This window comes from Helicobacter didelphidarum, assembly GCF_003364195.1.
GTDB classification, from domain to species: domain Bacteria; phylum Campylobacterota; class Campylobacteria; order Campylobacterales; family Helicobacteraceae; genus Helicobacter_A; species Helicobacter_A didelphidarum.
Map to the genome: position 1 here is coordinate 64,117 of NZ_NXLQ01000001.1, position 21,097 is coordinate 85,213.

Genomic DNA, 21,097 nt, shown 5'->3' on the forward strand with positions numbered 1-21,097 from the left:
GTTTATTGGTAAGGTAAATTTTATGTTATAATATTGCAAGAATACATTGTTGTGATTTGAGGTGTAAAATGCTTGTTTTTAAAAATGCTAAAGTTTTTTGTGAAAATGGATTCAACGACAAGATTCTTATTGTAGAAGATACGAAAATTACAAAAGTATTTTCACCTCAAGAGTTCCAGACATTCCAACAAAGTAAAGGATTGCAAAATGATTATATGTCGCAAGATTCTATTAATAATGTGAAAATGCACCAAAACACTATTGAGAAATCTCAATCACATATTTCACAATATCGAGAAATTGATTGTCGGGGGAAGACAATTATTCCTTCGTGTATTGATATTAATATTTTTCCACTTGATAAAAGAATGAATGCGAAAACAATACATACTCTTGTGAAAAAAGCTCTAAAAGGTGGAGTATCTACCTTTTTTTTAAACCCATATACACAACCAAATATTGATAATGAAGCTATGAACGCCCTTATACAAAGTATTGATAATCATGAGAAAGTAAATGTATTCCCGCTCATTCCTAGTATAGATGCAAGTGGTCATCTTAGTAATATTGATATTTTACAGGAGTTGAATCCAAAAGCACGTGCTATTTTTAGTAATTCTTCTATTGGTTCAAATTATCTTTATCAAACTATGCAGTATGCGAAAATGTTAAATCTTCCATTATGTATATTTGCATATGATTTTAATATGGAGCAAGGTGTTGCATATGAAAGTATGTTTGCAAGGGGGCTTGGATTGCCTATGATGACCCCTATTGGGCAGATTAAAGAAGTTGCTAAAATTAAAGAGATGGCAAAGTTTTTGGATCTCGAAGTCATTTTAATGTCTATGAATATCGCATATTGTTTTGATATGGTGTGTCATGAAAAAAATATTCATACGCAAGTTGGTTTGCCCCATCTTGTTTTTAGTGAGCAGAGTATTCGATATTATGATACAAGATATAAAATTATACCACCATTGCTTACAAGAAGTAAGCAGGATAAGCTTATTAAGAGATTGCGGGAAGGAAAAGTATCGTTGCTTACAAGTATGCAAAATGCTGTTTCAAAAGAGTTTCAAGAACAGGTATTTGAGTTTGCCCCATCAAGTGTTGAAGGCTTAGAATATTTCTTTAGCCTTGCATATACACGTTTGGTAAAAGAAAATATTATTTCGCTAGAAAATCTTATAAAAATAACAAGTTCAAACGCAAGTAATTTTATGCAACTCAATAAAGGTAGGATTGAGGTGGGGAGAGATGCAGATTTTATGATTATTGATTTAGAAGAATCTTTTAGAATCAACAATCCTTTAAGTATTTATCATGATATGGAAGTATATGGTAAAATAAAAAATATGATTATTGGTGGGGATATTTGTGAAGTTGAATAAATCAGGAAAAGGGTAAGGTTGAAATATTGGAAATATGATATTTACATTAATTTTTATATCTTTTTGTAAGGTTTGATTCTATTCAAAATTTTGTGTATAATATATTTAAAAAAAAGGAATCTTACATGCGTGTTATATTATGTTATATTGTTTTTTTAATTGGAATGGGTGGTATAGCAATGGCAGATGATAAGCCAAACATTGTAATTTTAGCAACAGGTGGCACTATAGCGGGATCTACTACTTCCCATATTGAAACGACTGGTTATAAGGCTGGTGTTTTAAGTGTTAATTCACTTATACAAGCAGTCCCTGAGATTACCAATCTTGCAAATATTCAAGCAGAACAGATTAGCAATATTGATAGTGCGGATATGACAGATGAAATATGGCTTACTTTAGCAAAACGCATTAATATACTTTTAGAAAGTAATAATGTAGATGGTATTGTTATCACACATGGGACAGATACAATGGAAGAAACTGCATTTTTTTTACACCTAGTAACAAAAAGTACAAAACCAGTTGTGCTTACAGGTGCAATGAGACCAAGCAGTGCTATGAGTGCAGACGGACCAAAGAATCTCTATAACGCTGTTGCTCTTGCTTCAAGTAAAAATGCAAATAATAAAGGTGTAATGATTGTTATGAATGATAGAATCCAAAGTGCACGATATGCAACAAAAATTCATACGCTTAATACGGATTCATTCCAATCTCTAACAAGTGGTGATATGGGATATATTATTGATGGTGCGGTTTATTTTAATTTTACTCCAGTCCCGCCACATACCACCAAAAGTATTTTTCGTGTTGATAATTTAAATACATTACCAAAAGTTGATATTCTTTATTCTTATAGCAACGATGGGTTGGGCGTAGCTGCAAAAGCTTTGTTTCAATCTAAGGTAAAAGGTATTGTGGTGGCTGGAAGTGGTGCAGGAAGTATCCATGTCTTTCAAAAAAAGATTTTGAAAGACTTAATGCAACAAGGTTTAATTGTGGTGCAAAGTTCGCGAGTTGGCTCTGGTATTGTATTGGCAAATCAAGAGGATTCTAAAATAGGCTTTATAGGTGCAAAAGATCTCAATCCTCAGAAGGCACGCGTATTATTAATGCTTGGACTCACAAAAACAAATGATTTTAGAAAAATTAATACTTTTTTTAAGCAGTATTAGGTTGTAGTCTTTTCTCAACTATATTATGAAGAGTGTAGTAAAATATCTTTCGATAATAACTAATATATGGAATCTTAATTAATAAATATGTTTTTCTATGTGGTAAGTATTGAGTTTATGTTGATTTTTTAGTAGATAAGAATTTTCTAAGAATTATATTACATAATGTTATAAAGCATCATTAAATTTAAAATATAATTAATCAAGGAGTTTGTGTGGAACTTGTTATTGTAGGTTATGGCAACATGGCGAAGGCTATATTATGTGGGATCTTAAAGCAAAAGAAAGCAGATATTGGAATCTCTAAAATTACCATTGCAGGAAGAAATCCAAAAAAGATTGAATCTTGGTTAGAATCTTTCTTCTATGATAATATAAGCGAATTTAAAACAGATGTTGTAATGCTTGAGACTTATGATATAAAATGCAATAATAAAGCCATTCTACTGGCTTGTAAGCCAAGTAATCTATCTAAATTTTCATTTAGTGGATTTGCTGAAATTGTTTATAGTGTTCTAGCAGGAGTTACTATACAGACTCTACAAACATCGATTGATGCAAAAAATTTTGTTCTTATTATGCCTAATGTTTGTGCCATAGATTCTTTTAGTTCCAGTGCAGTGTTATGGGAACAAAATAAATTACGTACAAAAAGTATTAAAGAGGTAGGTAAGGTGTTAGATTCTCTCGTGGATAATCATAATCTACATGAAGTGGAACAAAAAAGTAGTCTTGAAACAAAGAAAAAAATTGAATATTTTGTTTCAAGTTTTGGAAATTGTGTTTTTGTAGATACGCAAAAAGAAATTAATGCAAGTATTGCAACAAATGGTAGTAGCCCAGCAGTTCTTGCTCTTGTAGCACAAGCCCTTATTAATGCTGGTGTTCATCAAGGACTAAAGCTTGAAGCAAGTAAAAAATTGGTGCAAAAAACATTCGAGGGAGTAGCTTATATGTTGCAGCATATAAGTCCTCAAGAAATTAAAGATCGTGTTGCGAGTCCTGGTGGAACAACCGCAGAGGCTCTTTTGCATTGTGATATAATGGGTGTGCAAGGTAATATTACGCAAGCATGTATTATGGCTGTGAGGAAAGCCGAACACACTATGAAACCTTACGAACTAAATGAAGCTTTATAGCATAAAAATTATAATAAGAAAATATTACATAGTAAGAAAAGTATAAAAATAATACTAAAAAAGAAAAAATTCAAAATTATAGAGTAAAATCTATTCATATTTTTCTATTTTTATGATATTGCAAACAAGGGAGTTTTATGTCCTCTTACTTTATGGTTGCTATTGAGAACTTTATACTGAAATCTATAAGAAGTAGCTTTCTTTTTTATTATATTGTTTTTCTATATATCGCTACATCTTTTGTTGGGTTGTATGCAAATCAAATACAATCTCAAGAAGAAAGTGTAAAACAACCAGTAGCAAATGTTAGCCTTGAGACTGATTTAGATTCTGTATTTTTAGATAGCCGTGAAATTATTGTTTCAGACAAACCTGTCATGTTGGTATTTGGCAAAAATGATTGTTATCATTGCAGTGTCCTTAATGCAAGTTTGATTGGAAACGCAACCATACAGGGTTATATTATGCTGAATTTTTCGCCATATTTTATTAATATTGACGACAAAAAGAAACATACAATCCCATATCTTAGTCTCTCACGAATTAGCTCCATAGATACGGCAAGACTTTATAAGATTCACGCATTACCCTTGATTGTTTTTATTTCGACGGATTCTGAAGAGATTATGCGCATTTCTGGTTTTCCTGGAGAAGCTCGAATGATACATTTATTGGAGTTTATAAATAATGATATATGGAAAAATTTTCATACACCAAAAGAAAGAATTGAAGGATTTCTAGAATATGAATCAACACTTGTAAAACCAAATAAATAAAAGATTTGATTATACAAGTTGTATAGAGATAAAATGTAAAATCTCTTAATGTTTATATAATTTTTGTTATATCATCATATGATGATATAACAGGATATTGCAGTTATAAACTCCCCTTAAATTCTCCCATTCTTTTTTGTTAGTGTGTAAAATTTTTATACATTCTTGTATCTTATTTGACATATATTCATAAAAAGATTGCAAAATAGCTTTATTTTTGTAAGATTTTGAATTTTTATAATTTTATTCAATGTGAGGTGTGATAATGAAGTTTTTTATACATACAATATTGTCTCATATATTTGTAATAGTTGCAATATCTTTTATTGTTGCCTGCAAAGATAAAGGTATTGATATTAGTGATGGCAACAATAAAACAGAGGAATTAGAGAACAAAATAGATTCCATTAATTTAGAAATTGAAAAAAGCTATAAGGGTTTAGAAGATATTTTTGTCAATTCTTCATTGATAGATTCTGATAAAAAGCCTATTTTATTGATTTTTGGTCGTAATTATTGTAAATATTGTGAAGATTTAAAAAATGACATTAAATCAAATGAAGAAATAAAAAACACACTTAAGGAGAATTTTGTTTCGTATTATATCAATACAAGTTATAGTAAAGAACATCGGGTAGGTTATTTAGATAAAACAATGGATACAGATGAGCTTGCAAGACACTATAATCTCACAAATACACCATTAGTATTATTTTTAGAGTCAAATGGAAATGAGATTCTTAATATGGTTGGTTATAATAAAGTAGTTTTTCCTCCAATGATAGATTTTGTATTACATAATAAAGCGTATAAAAATGAAAAGGATTCAAAAAAACGTATGCAACTTTTTTTAGATGAGTATGTAAAGAAATCTAAAAATCATTAGGAGTTTTTATGGTAAAAGCACCCCCACTTATACAATCAATTATTAATAATATTTTTGCATCTATACCACTTAGCATTTTTCTCATACTTGTTTATGCAATAGCTATTGGTTGGGCTACTTTTATAGAAAAAGATTTTGGAACACTTGTTGCCAACGATGTAATTTATCATTCTTGGTGGTTTGAATTTTTAAATGTTTGGCTACTTATTAACATTTTGGGCTGTATGTATAAGAGTGCAAAAATAAATCTAAAAGTAAACGTTCAGATTTTCCATATTGCTCTAGTTATTATAATTATTGGTGCTGGCATTACAAGATATTTTGGCTTTGAGGGAAGAATGGTTTTGGCAGATGGAGAGACAAGCTCTTTTATTGCCTCAAATGATAGCTTTTTAAATGTTTTGGTAAGCAATGATGTTGGTGATGATGGCACACAAAGTGATATTATACCACTTGAGAGTTTTAAAAAGGGGTATGATATTATGCTTAGCCCTTATGTGCGATTTTCATCATTTGATCTTGATACAAAAGAAGTATTTGATAAAAAATTGCGTATAAAGTCAATCAATGTGATTAATTATTCTCTAGCGAGTCTTTTTAGTGAAGCAGCAAAAGAAAAAAAAGAAGTAAGCGACCAAGAAATAAAGGAAAAACAAAAAGAAAATCATTATGTGGCAAAATTTGAGGTTGAATATGATGGTATTACCAAAGAAATGTTTCTTTCTAATCGAGGTGAGATTCGCAGTGAGAGATTTGGCAATCGTTATGTTACACTTTCATGGGGACCAAAATCAATTCTCTTGCCTTTCTCGCTAAAACTGGAGAAATTTGAGGTGCTTACATATCCGGGATCACTTTTAGAATCTAGTTTTGCTTCTTATGTTGAGGTAATCGATCCTGAACATACAAATTACAAGTATAAAATTTTTATGAATAATGTGTTAGATTATCGTGGATATAGATTTTTTCAAAGCGAATATAATGTTGAGAGAGATGAAAATGGCGAGATGAAAAGAGATGAAACAGGTATGCCAATTTATACAGGCACAATTCTTGCAGTTAATAATGACCCCGGTAAAGTACCAACCTATATTGGCTATACACTTATGATACTTGGTGCAATATGGTTACTATTTGATAATAGTTCTCGTTTTAGAAAACTTAGTAATTGTGTAAAATCGCAAAAAATATTTTCCGTCTTGATACCTTTTACAATTTCGTTCTTTGCGATAAGTGTTCCACATGTTGGATTTGCACAAGATAGCATACAGTTATCTTCTGAAGAATCTCTTGTAAAAAATGATATGGAAAAGCATTTAGTATTGGATTCTAACAATTTTTTTCTTGCTTTAAATGAGAGTAAAAAAATAGAATCTTCATCTTCTCAACGAAAAGATGAGGAAAATATAAGCAAACAAACAGATACAGAAGATTCTGAAGAAGTAAAGAAAAGATTAGAACAATTTGTAGCATATAATAAAAGCATAGAGCAAAAGAACCAAAAACTTGAACCTCTTATAAATGATATGTCAAAAGAAGCAATCCAGAAAAGGGTTGATGGATTAAAAAAGATTCCAAAAAAATCCCTCAAGATATTTGCTAAGTTGCAGATTCAAGGTATGGAAGGTAGAGTCAAACTCTTTGATACTTATAGTGATGAGGTAATGCGTAAAATCGTAGGAAAAACTCATATTTATGGTCTAGATCACAATCAGTTTTTACTAGGTATTATGGTTATGCCTAAAGATATGGCAAAGTTACGCTTTATTAAGGTAAAAGATCCGGAAATTAGGAAGCTTCTAGGTGTTTTAGATAAAGAATATGTTTCATTTGAAGATTTGTTTTATAGCGATAAACTTGATGATGTTTATGATTTTGCCACCTATCATGACCAAAGATTGATGGGAAGATTTTTGAGTGCGTATAAATTATATCACTTTAGTAATATTGCACGAAAGAAGCCTGAGTGGGAACGCAATGAATTTGATAAGGAAGTATTGAAACTTGATGAAAAAATGGATATGTTGTTACCATATTCTATATGGGATTATATGAAAATATTTCCCGAAGTTGGTGATGATAATTGGAAAATTATGGGTAATCCTCATCTTTCAAAAGATCTATTTACAAAATATTTTTATTTAAGTTTTATAACAGAATCACGAATGGGAATAAATTTACATGAGTGGAAAGATTTTGATACAGCAATAGATCTTTTACATCGATATCAGCGAAATACTGCCGGAAAATTGTTGCTTGATTCAACACATGTAAAATCTGAATTATTACTGAATCAATTAAATATTTTTCCTGTCGTAGAATACTTTTATTTATGTATTGGAATCCTATTATTCTTTATTGCACTCATTGCAATTATTGTGAATAAAAAAATTCCAAAATGGCTTGGAAAGGGACTCTATTCTATTTTATTGATTGCATTTCTTGGACATACTTTAGGATTAATCTTGCGATGGTATATTGGTGGACATGCCCCATGGAGTAATCCCTATGAATCGATGTTGTATATTGCTTGGGCAAGTGCACTTTCTGGTATTATAATTTTGAGGAAGTCTTATTTTGCAATGTGTGGTGCAAGCTTCCTTGCAGGCATGGCTTTAGTTGTTGCTCATTGGGGCTTTATGGATCCTTATATAGGCAATTTACAGCCCGTTTTGCATTCTTATTGGTTAAATATTCATGTTGCTGTGATTGTTGCGAGTTATGGATTCTTAGGGTTATCTTTAATGCTTGGTGTTACAAATTTAATTCTTTTTATTTTTCGCAAAGAAAGTCGCCCACAAATTGATAAATCGATAGTTTCTTTGAGCGCTATTAACGAAATGAGTATGATTATTGGGATTCTTATGTTGATTGTTGGGACATTTCTTGGTGGTGTTTGGGCAAATGAATCTTGGGGGAGATACTGGAGTTGGGATTCTAAAGAAACTTGGTCTCTTGTATCAGTAGGTGTTTATGCGTGTGTTTTGCATGTGCGATTGCTCCGTCCTCTTTATTTACCTTATATTTTTAATGTGTTTGCCGTTCTTGCATTTTATAGTATTATTATGACTTATTTTGGGGTGAATTACTATCTTGCTACGGGATTACATTCCTATGCTCGAGGTGATGTTGGTGGCATCAATGCTAAAATATATCTTGCACTTATTTTGACATTTTTACTAATATTTATCTCATTCTTCAAAAGAAAGCTTATGTTCAACAAGGATTTTTAATATCAAAAAATACAAGCAGACATTAAAAAACGCTTTTTTGTAACTATTTTTAGTCTGTTCGTAAGATTATAATAAAAATTTTAAGAATTTTATGTGTTGATTGATTTTTCTAGAGATTGTTGCAAAGATATAATATTGTAAAACCAGGGAGTAGATATGTTAATTGTGAGATTAGATGGTGGGCTTGGAAATCAAATGTTTCAATATGCTTTCGCAAAAAAACTAGAATCGAAAGGTTATGAAGTTGGGATTGATATATCATGGTATGCAGATAAAAAAAATACTAATCCAACTATCGCAAATTTTGCACAAAATCAACATGCAACAATTCGGAATCTTGAAATCTCTCATTATAACTTAAGTCTGCCTCTTTTATCAGATTTTAATCCATATGATTTTTTCATATTGCATGATAGATTTTATGTGTTGCGTAATAAAATAAATCGTTTTTTGCCTAGACCATTAAGAATGAAAAATTATAAGTTTTTTATTCCAGATGATGTAAAATTATGCAAAATAATACAAGAAAATAAGCCCTATTTCCCAGACTATGCTTATTTTTCAGGATTTTACCAGAATCTTTCTTGTATCGTAGAGCCACAAGATATTTCAGGGGATTTTTCTCTTAAAAATCCTCTTTCACAGGCAAATCAAGCTTTAAAAGAACAAATCGCTTCTTTCCAAGATTCTGTATTTTTGCACATTCGTAGAGGAGATTATCTTGCGTTTGAGCGATACATTCATCTTACAGAGAGATATTATAATCAAGCTTTATATATGATGAAAACAAAAAAAGATTCTTTCCATGTTTTTGTATTTAGTAATGATATACAATGGTGTAAGGAATATTTTATAAAACAATTAGATAATACATTAATGCAGAATCTGACATTTGAATTTATTGGAAACAATGATGAGGGTAATGCTATTATAGATATGGAACTTATGCGTACATGTAAACATGGAATTATTGCAAACTCAACTTTTAGTTGGTGGGCTGCTTATTTATTAAAATCAAAGGATAAAATTATTATTGCCCCTTCAAGATTCCTTCAAGATTCTACAATAGAAAGAATGAAATTGCTTTATCCGCAAGAATGGACTTTAATAGAAGTTTAAAGTGATTGCTTATATTTTTAGAATCTTAGCAATTCTCAAAAAGTTATGTTTTCAATATCTATAAAAAATGAACTAAGTTCATTCATCAAAAATTTAGATTAAAAGCTTATTTCTCTATTTTTATTAGAATAATAAATAGGGAAATTTTCTTAAATATTATATATATATAGTTTTATGATATAATTCATGCCATATTTTACATTAATTTTTGGGGTTTGGTATGGTAAAAGTTCTTTTTTTTCTTCGTTTCTTGTTTATAGGTTTTTTTATTTTAACTGGTTCATTTACATTTTATGGTTGCAACTCAAACAATTCTGAAATAGATAAGCTTACCACTGGTGAAGTCTCTACAATAGTGCAACCTTATATTATTTTTAAAGATAATATCGTAGATTCTAGTAATATTGGTGTTTTCCATGCAGAATCTTTTAGGCTTAATAATGAAGAAATATCTGCTCGTTATAATTTTATTAATAACAATAAAATGGTAATTTATTTTCCTAAACCACTCCATTCTAATACTCCATACACACTTGAAGTTCCAATGGAAAAGATTGCAAAAGATATGAAAGTTCAAGTCAAGAGTAAAACTATTATTTTAAAATTTAAGACAGCTCCTACCTCTATTGAAGTAGAAAATTTAACATTTTCAAATGCAAGTCCAAAATCTGTCAAACTGAATGCTACTATTGCATTATCGCAAACTATTGATTTGAATACTCTCACAAAAGCAACAAAGGTTCAGAGTGATGATGGTAAGAATATTCCATTTAAAATTACAGAGGATTCTAATAGCATGGGATTTGCTCTTATGACAAATGAAATTTCTAAACCAAAAGAGAAAGACATAAATTTTACGATAAGTTTTGATTCTAAAATGTTAGGTTTGCGAGATGATGTAAAATTTTCTATACCTCTTGTAACAGAATCAAATTTTATAGTGCAAGATGTGAAAGCAAAACCGGGTGAATTTCCAAGCATTAACATTTCTTTTTCTCAAGAATTACTTAAGAATATAAACCTTAAGGATTATATTAAGGTCTCTCCTGCCATTGATTTTAGTGTTGCACAAGCCGGAAATACAATTTATCTCACAGGAGCTTTTAATACTGAAACAAATTATAGTGTAAGTATTCTTAAGGGTTTAAAATCACAAAATAACAAGACACTGCAAGAAACTTATGAAACAAGCATAAAGATTAAAGATATTCCTCCAAGCATTGTTTTTTCAAGTACTGGAGTTTTTTTACCACAAAGTGCAAATAAAAAAGTTGCTTTTAAAACAATGAATGTAAAAAAAGTTCAAGCAAAAGTAACACGTATATATCCCAATAATATTACACAATTTCTTTATGATGATAATTTTGTTGGGGCTACGAATAATACATCAAGAAGCATTTATTACAATATTTATCGTATTGGCGATGAAGTGTTTAAAAAAGATTTTGATATTGAGAATACAAAAAATACATGGATACAAAACGAACTTGATTTAAGCGGTCTTAAAGATTCTAAAGGTGTATTTATTGTAGAATTAAGCTATCAGAAAAAAGATGTCGCCGGCAGTGCGACTAATTCTTCTGGTGAAGAAGATGATTATTATGATAATGTAAATCGAATTGGCAAACATCTTGTGTTTTCAAATATTGCTCTGATTGCACAACAAGGTAACGATACAATCACTGCGAGTGCGTTAAATATCACAACAAATGCCCCTATGAATGGTGTAAAAATTAGTGCGATAAATCGTAAAAATCAAATCGTTGCTCAAGCAACAACAAATGCAAGTGGTGATGCAATATTGAATCTTAAAAAGCAAGAAGTGCTTTATCTTCTTGCAGAATCTCAAGGAGATGCAACTTTACTGAAATTATCAAGCACGAATGTAAGTACAGATGGTTTTGATGTTGGTGGAAGTACATTTCAAAATGGAATCAAAACATTTATTTATACTGAACGAGGTGTTTATAGACCCGGAGATAATTTGCATTTAAATGCTATTATTCGCAATAATGATTCTCCATTACTTATAGATCATCCCATTTATCTTACACTCACTTCTCCACGTGGTAAAAAAATGCTTGATGAATATACCCTACATCAAATAAGCGATGGAGTGTATTATTATCAATTTAATATTCCTAAAGATGCTGATACTGGTGTATGGACGGCAAAGATAAATGTTGGCGGTAATTCATTTTATAAAAACTTTTCTGTCGAAACTATTGTTCCTGATAGAATCAAAGTTGCTATTAAGGCAGAGGAAACTCTTGATATAAAACAAAATAAGAAATTGCAATTTTCATTGCAGGGGGATTATCTTTTTGGAGCTCCTGCGAGCGATTTAGAATATAGCACCGAAATGTATATTCAAAAGCAAGAATTCCATAGTAAAACATATAAAAACTATATTTTTGATAATGCAAGTTCTATGAATTATAGCTACAATGATATTGTAAAGGGGAAATTAGATTCTAATGGATTTACGCAAAAAAGTTTTGATTTAAATAATATTGCACAAATAAACACTAATTTACGAGCTACTCTTGTAGCAAAAGTATCAGAAAAAAGTTCCCGTTCTGTTACTACACACAAAAGCATACTTTTGAAACAATACGATTCATTTGTGGGTATTGGAAGACCAAATAGCACATATATCTCAACCAAACAAGAAATTAGTTTGCCAATTATTTCTATTGTGAGTGATGATTCTAAACTATTGTCTGGCAGAAAACTTTCTTATAAAATTTATCGCAATAGTTATTCTTGGTGGTGGGATTATGATTATGGATCTTCACGATCAATTAAGACTGATAGTAATACCGAAGTCATTGCAGAAGGAACAATCATAAGCCAAGATAAGCCTGTATTTTTAAAACATACTTTTCAAGAAAGAGGTGATATTCTCATTGAGGTAACAGATGTAGAGAATGGATCAACAAGTTCGATTTCATTATATGCATCTGAATGGGGTGATCCGTTGAATGCAAAAAAAGTAACTGCATTAAAAATTTGGAGTGATAAGACAGAATATAGCGATAGGCAACATGCAAAAATTAGTTTTGAAGGCACAGATAATGCAAAAGCATTGATTACACTTAATAAAGATGGAAAAATTCTAAAAAGATTTTGGAGAAATGTCCAAAAAGGTGTAAATTCATTTGATATTCCTATAGATTCTCAACTTGCACCAAATGCGTATGTGAGTGTTTCATTGTTGCAAGATTATAATACAACAGATAATGATCTTTCTTTGCGACTTTTTGGAGTTGTGCCAATTATGGTAAAGGATTCAAAAAGCATTTTAACTCTTGAGCTTGATGCACCACAAGAAGTTTTACCAAATAGCGATTTTGAAGTAAAAATTAGCAATGCAGAGAAAAAACAAGCAACCTTTACACTTGCAATTGTAGATGAAGGTTTGTTGGGACTAACAGATTTCAAGACACCGGACCCATGGGACTATTTTTATGCGAAACTTTCTCTTGCACTCAAAACTTTTGATACTTATGATTTGATTATTTCTAAAACATTTGGTAAAGTGCATAATATTTTAAAAGCTGGTGGCGATGGAGGTGATGAAGAAATGAGTGCAACAAATGCAAAACAAAAACGTGATGAAAATGCAGAACGATTTAAACCTGTTGTGCTTTATACTGCACCCGTAAGCACAGATTCTCATGGTAATGCCACACTCAAATTTAAAATGCCCTCATATATAGGAAGCGTTAGAGTTATGGCAGTTGCAAGCAATGCTACAAGTATTGGATCTGCCCAGAAGAATATTACGGTATCTGCACCTGTTGTGATGATGCCAACACTTCCTAGATCATTAAAGGTTGGCGATAAGTTTAGTTTGCCAATCGAGTTATTTCCAACGAAAAATGATATAAAGAATGCCACCATCAAGCTTACAGCCCAAAAAGGATTAGTGAAATTGAATACAAATCAAGTAGAAGTGAAATTCAAAGATAAAACTTCACAAACAATTATTATTGAGGGTCAAGTAACAAATGCTATGGGTGTAGAAAAAATTGATATTGCTTTACAAACAAAAGGCTTTAATATGACAGATTCTACAGAAATCGATATAAAAGCGATTAATCCTTATATAACAAGTGTGCAAAAGCAAATTCTTGCACCAAATAAAACTATTCAGATAAACGCTCCAAAAGATTTTGTAATCGGTTCAAATAAAGGATTTTTAAACATTTCTGGATCACCTATCATTTCAATTGATCATCGTGTGCGGTGGCTCATTCATTATCCTTATGGTTGTGCAGAACAGACAACTTCAAGTGTTTTACCGCAGCTATTTCTTGATAAAATAAGTCATGCAAAATTCATTGATAAAGAAGAGATAGCAAACAATATTAATGCGGGTATTAGACGCTTACAAAGTTTTCAGGTAGCAAATGGGGGATTAGCATATTGGCAAGGAGATAGAAAGGCTGATGTGTGGGGTAGCAATTATGCTGGTCATTTCTTACTTTTGGCACAACAAAATGGTTACTTTGTGCCTCATGAGTTTTTGCGTAAGTGGATTAATTATCAGATTAACTATACAAAGAGTGTTGATTCTGTAAATTCCGCACAGATTTATTCACTCTATCTTTTAGCACTTGCGAAAGAGGCACAAATTGGTGTAATGAATGCCATTTATGAGGATAACCTATCAAAACTTTCTGTAACAGATAAATGGTTGCTTGGTGCGACATATAAACTTGCAGGGAAAGAAGATATAGCAAAGAAGATTACAAATAATCTTGGGATTACTCCTGATGGTTCAAAAGAATATTATTCTTATAGCTATGGGTCAAAATTGCGCGATGAAGCTATCATTCTTTCAGCATACCACACTATTTATGGCACAACACATGAGGCTTTATTAAATAGTATTGCAACTGCATTGGAATCTGAAGCATGGTATTCAACTCAAACTCTTGGTTACTCTTTGATGGCTCTTGGTGAGATAAAAAGAGATTCCCAAGATATGCAAATAGCTGGTCTCATTGATATTAATAAGCAAAAACAAGAATTTGATTCAATGACAAATTCATTGCAGTTTGTACTTAATAGTGGAAATGCAACAATTACCTCTAAAAGTCAAAAAGATCTGTTTATAGGATATGTATGGGAGGGAGTTCCTCTTGATCCTATGCCCGAAGTTGCAAAAAATATTCGTATTACACAAGAATTCTTAGACAATGAAGGCAAGTCAATTGATATTTCGAATCTTACCTCTGGAACAAGCTTTTGGATTCGCTTAACACTTTCTAAGGTTGATCAACCTGTGAATGTCTCAAATGTTGCCATTACACAAGGTTTACCAAGTGGTTGGGAGATTGAGAATCTACGATTAAACAATGATTCATTGCCGAGTTTTATTGTCCAACAACAAATCAATAATATTGCTTATACTGATATTCGTGATGATAAGATTATGTGGTTCTTTGATTTTTATGATAATTCTCAGAATAATAGCAATGTGCAACAAGCTTATGTGAAAATTAATGTCATTACACCCGGGGAATATACCCTCCCACCAGCTTATGCTGAAGCAATGTATGATAATAATTATCAAGCAAATACAAAAGCTATCAAAATAAAGGTTAAAGCGAAGTAATGCAATATTGGTATAAGAGAATTTTTAGGATTTTATTTCCTTGCTTTTCTCTTTCATTAAAAGTTTTTATTATTTACTTACATTGGATTCTTTGTTTTATTTTTATTATATATTGTGGATTTCTCTTCTTTAGTTTTTCGCCATTTGATTATGGTAATATAGATGAAAAACAAGCTAAACAAAATCAAAAAAGGATAGAAGATGTAAGGCAACTTATTTATGAAAGAAAAATGAAAGAACAAGAATTAAAACCCCAAGAATCTTCCTTAATGAAAAATACTTTATTTACAATAACTAGTGATTCTTTAGAGTCCTCTGCGACACCATACACTCATGAACAAATACAAGATTTGAAACAAAATCTACATTCCAGAGATTCTCAAGTAGATTCCAAAATAAACAATTCTTTTCATACAAGAAATTTTATTGATCCCTTTTTATCTCGTTATAGTAAAAGTGTATTTGATAGAAATGGGGAGCTTTTAAGCGTTTTTCTCAATAAAAATGAGCAGTGGCATATTAATGAAATAGGAGAGATTCCACAAAAACTTAAAACTTGTGTTATCCTTTATGAGGATAAAAATTTTTATTCACATTTTGGTGTTGATCTTTTTGCTATTGTTCGCACAATCAAAAATAATATTACGCATAATACCCGTGCTGGAGCGAGCACACTAAGTATGCAGGTTGTAAAACTTTTAGAATCTAATACACGCACTTATTCTAATAAATTTAAAGAGACTATTCACGCATTACGATTAGAGAATCTTTATAGCAAAGAAGAAATTTTACAAATGTATTTGAATAATGCACCTTATGGTGGTAATGTTGTTGGTTTTAAATCCGCTTCACTCCTTTATTTTTCAAAATTGCCTAAATCTCTAACTTGGGCAGAATCTGCCCTCTTAGCCGTACTTCCAAATGCACCTGGATTGATGAACATTTCTAAAAATCGGTCTTTTTTAGAAAAAAAACGCAATACTCTTTTGCACAGACTTTATGAAAGAGGAATTATAGATTCTAGGATTCTTTCTTTGTCTTTAAGCGAACCTCTCCCAAAAGGCGTTCAATCACATGTCAATATCGCCCCGCATATATCATCTCGTGTTATTCGAGAGGATAAAAATCAACAGGTAATTTTTTATACAACAATCGATAAGGAGATTCAAAAAAGCTTTGAATTAGCTGCAAAAGAATATTATTATAAATTACAAAGACAAGATATTTCTAATCTGGCAGCAATCTTACTTGATACTCAAACTTCCGAAGTATTGGCTTATCTTGGCTCACAAGATTTTCTTGATATTGAAAATTTTGGGCAAATTGATGGAATAATGGCAAAACGTAGTCCGGGATCTTTATTAAAACCTTTGTTGTTTGCCTTAAGTATCGATGAGGGTTTGATTGCACCAGAATCAAAGCTTATTGATGTTCCCTTGTTCTTTTCTAACTTTAATCCAAAGAATGCTTCATATAAATATTATGGCTTTGTGAGTGCATATCAATCCCTTGTGCGTTCGTTGAATATTCCTTTTGTGGGGCTTTTAAAAGAATATGGATTGACAAAATTCTTCTATACACTTAAAGATATTTTAAAATTTAATGATGATAATCCTATGCGTTATGGTTTATCGCTGATTCTCGGAACAAAAGAATTAAGCATGGAAGATATTGCCTCTCTTTATCTTGGACTTGGCAATATGGGTAAATTTGGTCGCATTTATTATACACTTCCTTATGATAAGATTCCGACAAAGAGTATTTTAACACAAGGGGCAAGTTACCTTACACTGCAAACAATGAAGGATCTTGCTAGGGCAGGTTTAGAAAATCTGCATAAAGACAAGAAAATTATTTCTTGGAAAAGTGGCACAAGCTATGGTAAAAAGGATGCCTGGGCTGCTGGTGTAACACCACAATATACACTTATTGTGTGGGTTGGAAATTTCACAGGAGAAGAGAATCCAAATCTTTCTGGAGTTGAGAGTGCAGGTAAATTATTTTTTGAATTATTTAGTGAGTTAAATTTTGTGGATAGAGAGTTCAATAAACCAAATGATTTAAAAGAAGTTGAAATTGATACACTTACAGGATATAGAATTACACAGGATTTGGAGTATTTTGGATTGGCAAAGACAACAATTTTATTGCCACAAGATTCAAAACCTTTGCGATCATCGCCATTTCTTAAAAAAGTATGGCTTGATAAGACAAAAACAAAAGAAATAGATTCTTTAAATAGCGATTCTTCACTCAATAGTGATTTTATTGAGGCTCTACCGAGCATTAAGCTCGACTTACCTATTAGTGTTCTCAATTATTACAAGTTACAAAATGTAAATATTTATTCAGTGAATAAATCACAATCAAAAAAAGATTCTACACTTAAAATTATTTATCCTTTAAATGATATAAGAATTGTCCAAACAAAGGATTTTAACGCTACGCAAAATCTTATTATTCGCATTGCGAATCTCAAAAAGCAAAAAGTGCATTGGTATCTTGATAAAGAATATATAGGGAGTTTTTATGACAATACATATGCATTGAATCTTGGTATTGGAAAGCATCATTTAATGATTATTGGTGAAGATGGCAAAAAAGACGAAATTTCATTTTATATTGATAAATAATATATTTATAAGAATATCTTAGATTTTGTATTTTAAGATTTCATAGATTAAAACTTTATTTTTGATATTATCGTTTGGGTTTGTTATAGAGCTATGCTTATTCATAAGAACAGAGTTAAATATAGTCTTGAATTTTATTTTGATTTTATTGTTGATAAGTTAAGAGGATAACGATATTATAAACACATTTTGATATTCTCAAAGGATCAATATGGGTGAATTACAAGAAATTATGCGATTTTTAGATGCAAATCGCATTCAAATTCTAAGCACTATATCTGATAATAAGCCAATTTCTCGTCCTATTGGGAGTGCGATGCTTTGTAATGATAGAATCTGGTATTGTATGAATAATGATAAACCTATGTTTTCACAACTTCAGCACAATCCATTTATATGTATTTGTGTTTGTGCATCTGATTTTAGTTGGATACGCATACATGCAAAAGTTGTTTTTAGTAATAATAGGGAGATAAAATATATTTACTTACAACGTCCAACAAGTAGTTTTAAGAGTGTTGATGACCCTCGTTTTAGTATTTTTTACCTTACTCATATTCATGCACAAATTTATAGAAAAGGGCAACTCAAAGAATTTGTTGTTAAAGAGTAAAATTATGATTTTAATTTTAAAATTTTATCTTTTGTAGATATTCCATAAATCTAAAGCCATAAGATTATATTTTATAATTTTTATATTTCATAGGTTTCTTGGCTGATGTTAAAAATATAGAGAATAACTATTAAATAGTAATATTTTTTAGAATTTATTCATCAAAGATTTACTAAAGTAAAATTGAAAATTTTATTGTAGTTTTATGCTTTTTGGCTATAATTGCAATATTAACAATTCAATTTTATGGAGAGTTACTGCATGAGCTTAAATGATAAATTTTTAGAACTAGCACAACGTGTGAAAAATCAAAAAGATAATATAAAAACAGAAGAAGCCACAAAACATAGTCTTGTTTTGCCGTTTTTAAATTCACTAGGCTACGATGTTTTTGATAATCAAGTCATTGTTCCTGAATTTACTGCGGATATTGGCACAAAAAAAGGTGAAAAAGTAGATTATGCGATTCTAAAAGATGGTAAACCACTCGTATTAATAGAAGTTAAAAATCATAATGAAAATTTAGATAATCATCATAATCAGCTTGTAAGATATTTTCATGCAGTTGCAGAAGTGAAGTTCGCAATATTAACAAATGGTATAGAATATCGTTTTTTTTCTGACATAGAGAATAATAATATTATGGATAAAACTCCGTTTATGGTCTTTGACTTAGAACATATAAGGCAAAAAGATCTTAAAGAATTAGAAAAATTTACTAAAGAACAGCTTGATGTAGAATCTATTGTAAAGTTCGCAAGTATTACAAAAAATCATAAGCAGATTCAAGAAATTTTTAGAACGCAAATAGAAAGTCCAGATGATGAGTTTGTAAAATTCTTTGCTATACGAATGACAAATAAGAGAATGACAGAAAATATTATTAACGAATATAGAATCCATATTAAAAAGGCACTCCAAGACATTATCAATGATTTAGCAAGTGAGAAAATTATAGCTGTGAAAAATTCTCTATCAAAAGATGAAAAAGAAGATTCGCATACAGAAGATCATGAAGATGAAAACTTAATTGTAACAACAGAGGAAGAATTGCAGGGTTTATATATTGTTAAAAGTTTCTTTGTGGAGTTTAAAGATTTTAATATTGAACGCATTTCATATAGAGATACAATTAGCTATTTTGGGATTATTGCTGATAATAATCTTAGGAAATGGTTTTGTCGATTATGGTTTAACGGCACAAAGAAATATATTACTATCCCAACACACGAAAAAGATCAACGAATTGATTTAGAAAATGTCTATGATCTTTATAAGTTTAAAAATGAGATTATTCAAAGTTTTGAATTAAAAACAGATTCTAAGCTAATAAATGGCAATTAAAAGTTATGTTATTTTGCATTCTATAATTTATCTAAAAGTTAGTTAAAGATGAGTAATTGTTATAGATTCTCTATGGAAAATATATTGTAATTTGAGCTTAGCAATTTCAAACTATTTTGCGTAATATCAAATAGAGTGAAACAAATGTTGTGATTGGAATAACTATGCAAGTGAGCAGGAATGAAGCGATAACTTGCATCACTTTATCAATCATCTCATCAAGATAATTTATGGCAATTTGTAATTTATTTATCACATTTTCTTTTATAAATGTCAAATTCTTGGGAGTATTCTTCATCTCATCGAGAAATTTCTCAGTTGTGTTCATTGTAGATTCTAACCATTTTGGGGTTGTAAAGAATGAATTTGTATTTTTTGACAAGAATTTATTATTTTTATCTACCGATTGTGTATCTTTAATGTCCAATTTTAAAGAAGATTCTGTTGTTTGAGAATCTTGCTGTTGTATATCTTGTGTTATTTTATATCCAAGTCCATCACTTAGTGATTCTAATTCTTTATTTTGGATTTGAATATATTTGATAGTTTCTTTATAGTCATCTTGCAAATATATTGTATAGATACTATGACTTAAAAAAGCACTTAAAGGAAAAGAAATCCACAAAAGAAGAGAAAATTTTATTATAAAAACACCCACAGCATCACAAATTGCATATCTCTTTTTTAATGAATGTGAAAGTAAGAGGAGAAATAATCCACATGGAAATAGAATCTTAAATACCAAAAAAGTAATAAACCCAAGAGAAAATTTTTGTAAAAGTATTGTGATAATAAGCATAAAAAGAACTGAAGACACTCTCTCAAGATTATCATTAATTGCAGCAAGTAGCTCTCCAGGTGCGAGGCTTAAGCCAATTCCAAAAGGTTGAAATGAGATTTGTGTATGTTGGAATATAGCTACAAATTTTGTAACGAATTTTACACTTACCCATACTACACCAAGTTGTTTTAAAGTGTCATCATAGTATTGCATTGTGTAAGATTCTATAAAATTCATAATTGGGATATTACTTTCATTTTGGTTATGTGGTTGCAACGGAAGTGTGAGAAAAATAATCAAAAACAAACATAAGAAAAAAATTTTTAGATATTTTGCATTTTTATGTATTTTTTGCGAACATTTTATATTCATCAG

At 30.4% G+C, this 21,097-nt stretch carries 12 protein-coding genes; 11 read left to right on the forward strand and 1 reads right to left on the reverse strand.

Annotation, left to right across the window (positions count from 1 at the left end; genetic code table 11):
* Positions 1 to 68: 68 nt before the first annotated feature.
* The 11 genes from CQA53_RS00265 to CQA53_RS00315 all read left to right on the forward strand — a co-directional run bounded on the left by CQA53_RS00265 (position 69) and on the right by CQA53_RS00315 (position 19,941).
* Positions 69 to 1,394 (forward strand): amidohydrolase family protein, encoded by a 1,326-nt coding sequence (locus CQA53_RS00265; RefSeq protein ID WP_115542028.1) that lies wholly within the window; start codon positions 69 to 71, stop codon positions 1,392 to 1,394.
* 164 nt (positions 1,395 to 1,558) lie between these two features.
* Positions 1,559 to 2,572: an asparaginase gene (locus CQA53_RS00270; RefSeq protein ID WP_281271156.1), complete on the forward strand. Its 1,014-nt coding sequence runs from the start codon at positions 1,559 to 1,561 to the stop codon at positions 2,570 to 2,572.
* Positions 2,573 to 2,787: 215 nt separating this feature from the next.
* Positions 2,788 to 3,711, forward strand: coding sequence for a pyrroline-5-carboxylate reductase dimerization domain-containing protein (locus CQA53_RS00275; RefSeq protein WP_115542030.1), 924 nt, complete (start codon positions 2,788 to 2,790; stop codon positions 3,709 to 3,711).
* A 137-nt stretch (positions 3,712 to 3,848) separates the two neighbouring features.
* Positions 3,849 to 4,487: a thioredoxin fold domain-containing protein gene (locus CQA53_RS00280; protein ID WP_245945529.1), complete on the forward strand. Its 639-nt coding sequence runs from the start codon at positions 3,849 to 3,851 to the stop codon at positions 4,485 to 4,487.
* A gap of 265 nt (positions 4,488 to 4,752) precedes the next feature.
* Positions 4,753 to 5,373 (forward strand): thioredoxin fold domain-containing protein, encoded by a 621-nt coding sequence (locus CQA53_RS00285; RefSeq protein ID WP_115542031.1) that lies wholly within the window; start codon positions 4,753 to 4,755, stop codon positions 5,371 to 5,373.
* 8 nt (positions 5,374 to 5,381) lie between these two features.
* Positions 5,382 to 8,606: a cytochrome c biogenesis protein CcsA gene (ccsA, locus tag CQA53_RS00290; protein ID WP_245945531.1), complete on the forward strand. Its 3,225-nt coding sequence runs from the start codon at positions 5,382 to 5,384 to the stop codon at positions 8,604 to 8,606.
* Between the two features lie 156 nt (positions 8,607 to 8,762).
* Positions 8,763 to 9,725, forward strand: coding sequence for an alpha-1,2-fucosyltransferase (locus CQA53_RS00295; RefSeq protein ID WP_115542032.1), 963 nt, complete (start codon positions 8,763 to 8,765; stop codon positions 9,723 to 9,725).
* Between the two features lie 220 nt (positions 9,726 to 9,945).
* On the forward strand, positions 9,946 to 15,351 hold the full coding sequence (locus tag CQA53_RS00300) for an alpha-2-macroglobulin family protein (protein WP_115542033.1): 5,406 nt from the start codon (positions 9,946 to 9,948) through the stop codon (positions 15,349 to 15,351).
* Positions 15,351 to 17,984 carry a penicillin-binding protein 1C gene (pbpC, locus tag CQA53_RS00305; protein ID WP_115542034.1) on the forward strand — a complete coding sequence of 878 codons (2,634 nt, stop codon included), beginning with the start codon at positions 15,351 to 15,353 and terminating at the stop codon, positions 17,982 to 17,984. The genes CQA53_RS00300 and pbpC overlap by 1 nt, the downstream gene beginning before the upstream one ends.
* Positions 17,985 to 18,195: 211 nt before the next feature.
* Positions 18,196 to 18,597: a pyridoxamine 5'-phosphate oxidase family protein gene (locus CQA53_RS00310; protein WP_115542035.1), complete on the forward strand. Its 402-nt coding sequence runs from the start codon at positions 18,196 to 18,198 to the stop codon at positions 18,595 to 18,597.
* 261 nt (positions 18,598 to 18,858) lie between these two features.
* Positions 18,859 to 19,941, forward strand: coding sequence for a type I restriction endonuclease (locus CQA53_RS00315; RefSeq protein ID WP_115542036.1), 1,083 nt, complete (start codon positions 18,859 to 18,861; stop codon positions 19,939 to 19,941).
* Positions 19,942 to 20,047: 106 nt separating this feature from the next.
* On the opposite strand, the gene CQA53_RS00320 is transcribed toward CQA53_RS00315, so the two are convergent.
* Complete coding sequence (locus CQA53_RS00320) at positions 20,048 to 21,094, reverse strand: hypothetical protein (RefSeq protein ID WP_115542037.1); 1,047 nt, start codon at positions 21,092 to 21,094, stop codon at positions 20,048 to 20,050.
* Between the last annotated feature and the right edge of the window lie 3 nt (positions 21,095 to 21,097).

Excerpts from the sequence above, each read along its gene's own strand:
- CQA53_RS00265 (WP_115542028.1), top strand. The coding sequence starts at position 69 with ATGCTTGTTTTTAAAAATGCTAAAGTTTTTTGTGAAAATGGATTCAAC.
- CQA53_RS00270 (WP_281271156.1), top strand. The coding sequence starts at position 1,559 with ATGGGTGGTATAGCAATGGCAGATGATAAGCCAAACATTGTAATTTTA.
- CQA53_RS00280 (WP_245945529.1), top strand. The coding sequence starts at position 3,849 with ATGTCCTCTTACTTTATGGTTGCTATTGAGAACTTTATACTGAAATCT.
- CQA53_RS00285 (WP_115542031.1), top strand. The coding sequence starts at position 4,753 with ATGAAGTTTTTTATACATACAATATTGTCTCATATATTTGTAATAGTT.
- ccsA (WP_245945531.1), top strand. The coding sequence starts at position 5,382 with ATGGTAAAAGCACCCCCACTTATACAATCAATTATTAATAATATTTTT.
- CQA53_RS00295 (WP_115542032.1), top strand. The coding sequence starts at position 8,763 with ATGTTAATTGTGAGATTAGATGGTGGGCTTGGAAATCAAATGTTTCAA.
- CQA53_RS00300 (WP_115542033.1), top strand. The coding sequence starts at position 9,946 with ATGGTAAAAGTTCTTTTTTTTCTTCGTTTCTTGTTTATAGGTTTTTTT.
- pbpC (WP_115542034.1), top strand. The coding sequence starts at position 15,351 with ATGCAATATTGGTATAAGAGAATTTTTAGGATTTTATTTCCTTGCTTT.
- CQA53_RS00310 (WP_115542035.1), top strand. The coding sequence starts at position 18,196 with ATGGGTGAATTACAAGAAATTATGCGATTTTTAGATGCAAATCGCATT.
- CQA53_RS00315 (WP_115542036.1), top strand. The coding sequence starts at position 18,859 with ATGAGCTTAAATGATAAATTTTTAGAACTAGCACAACGTGTGAAAAAT.
- CQA53_RS00320 (WP_115542037.1), bottom strand. The coding sequence starts at position 21,094 with ATGAATATAAAATGTTCGCAAAAAATACATAAAAATGCAAAATATCTA.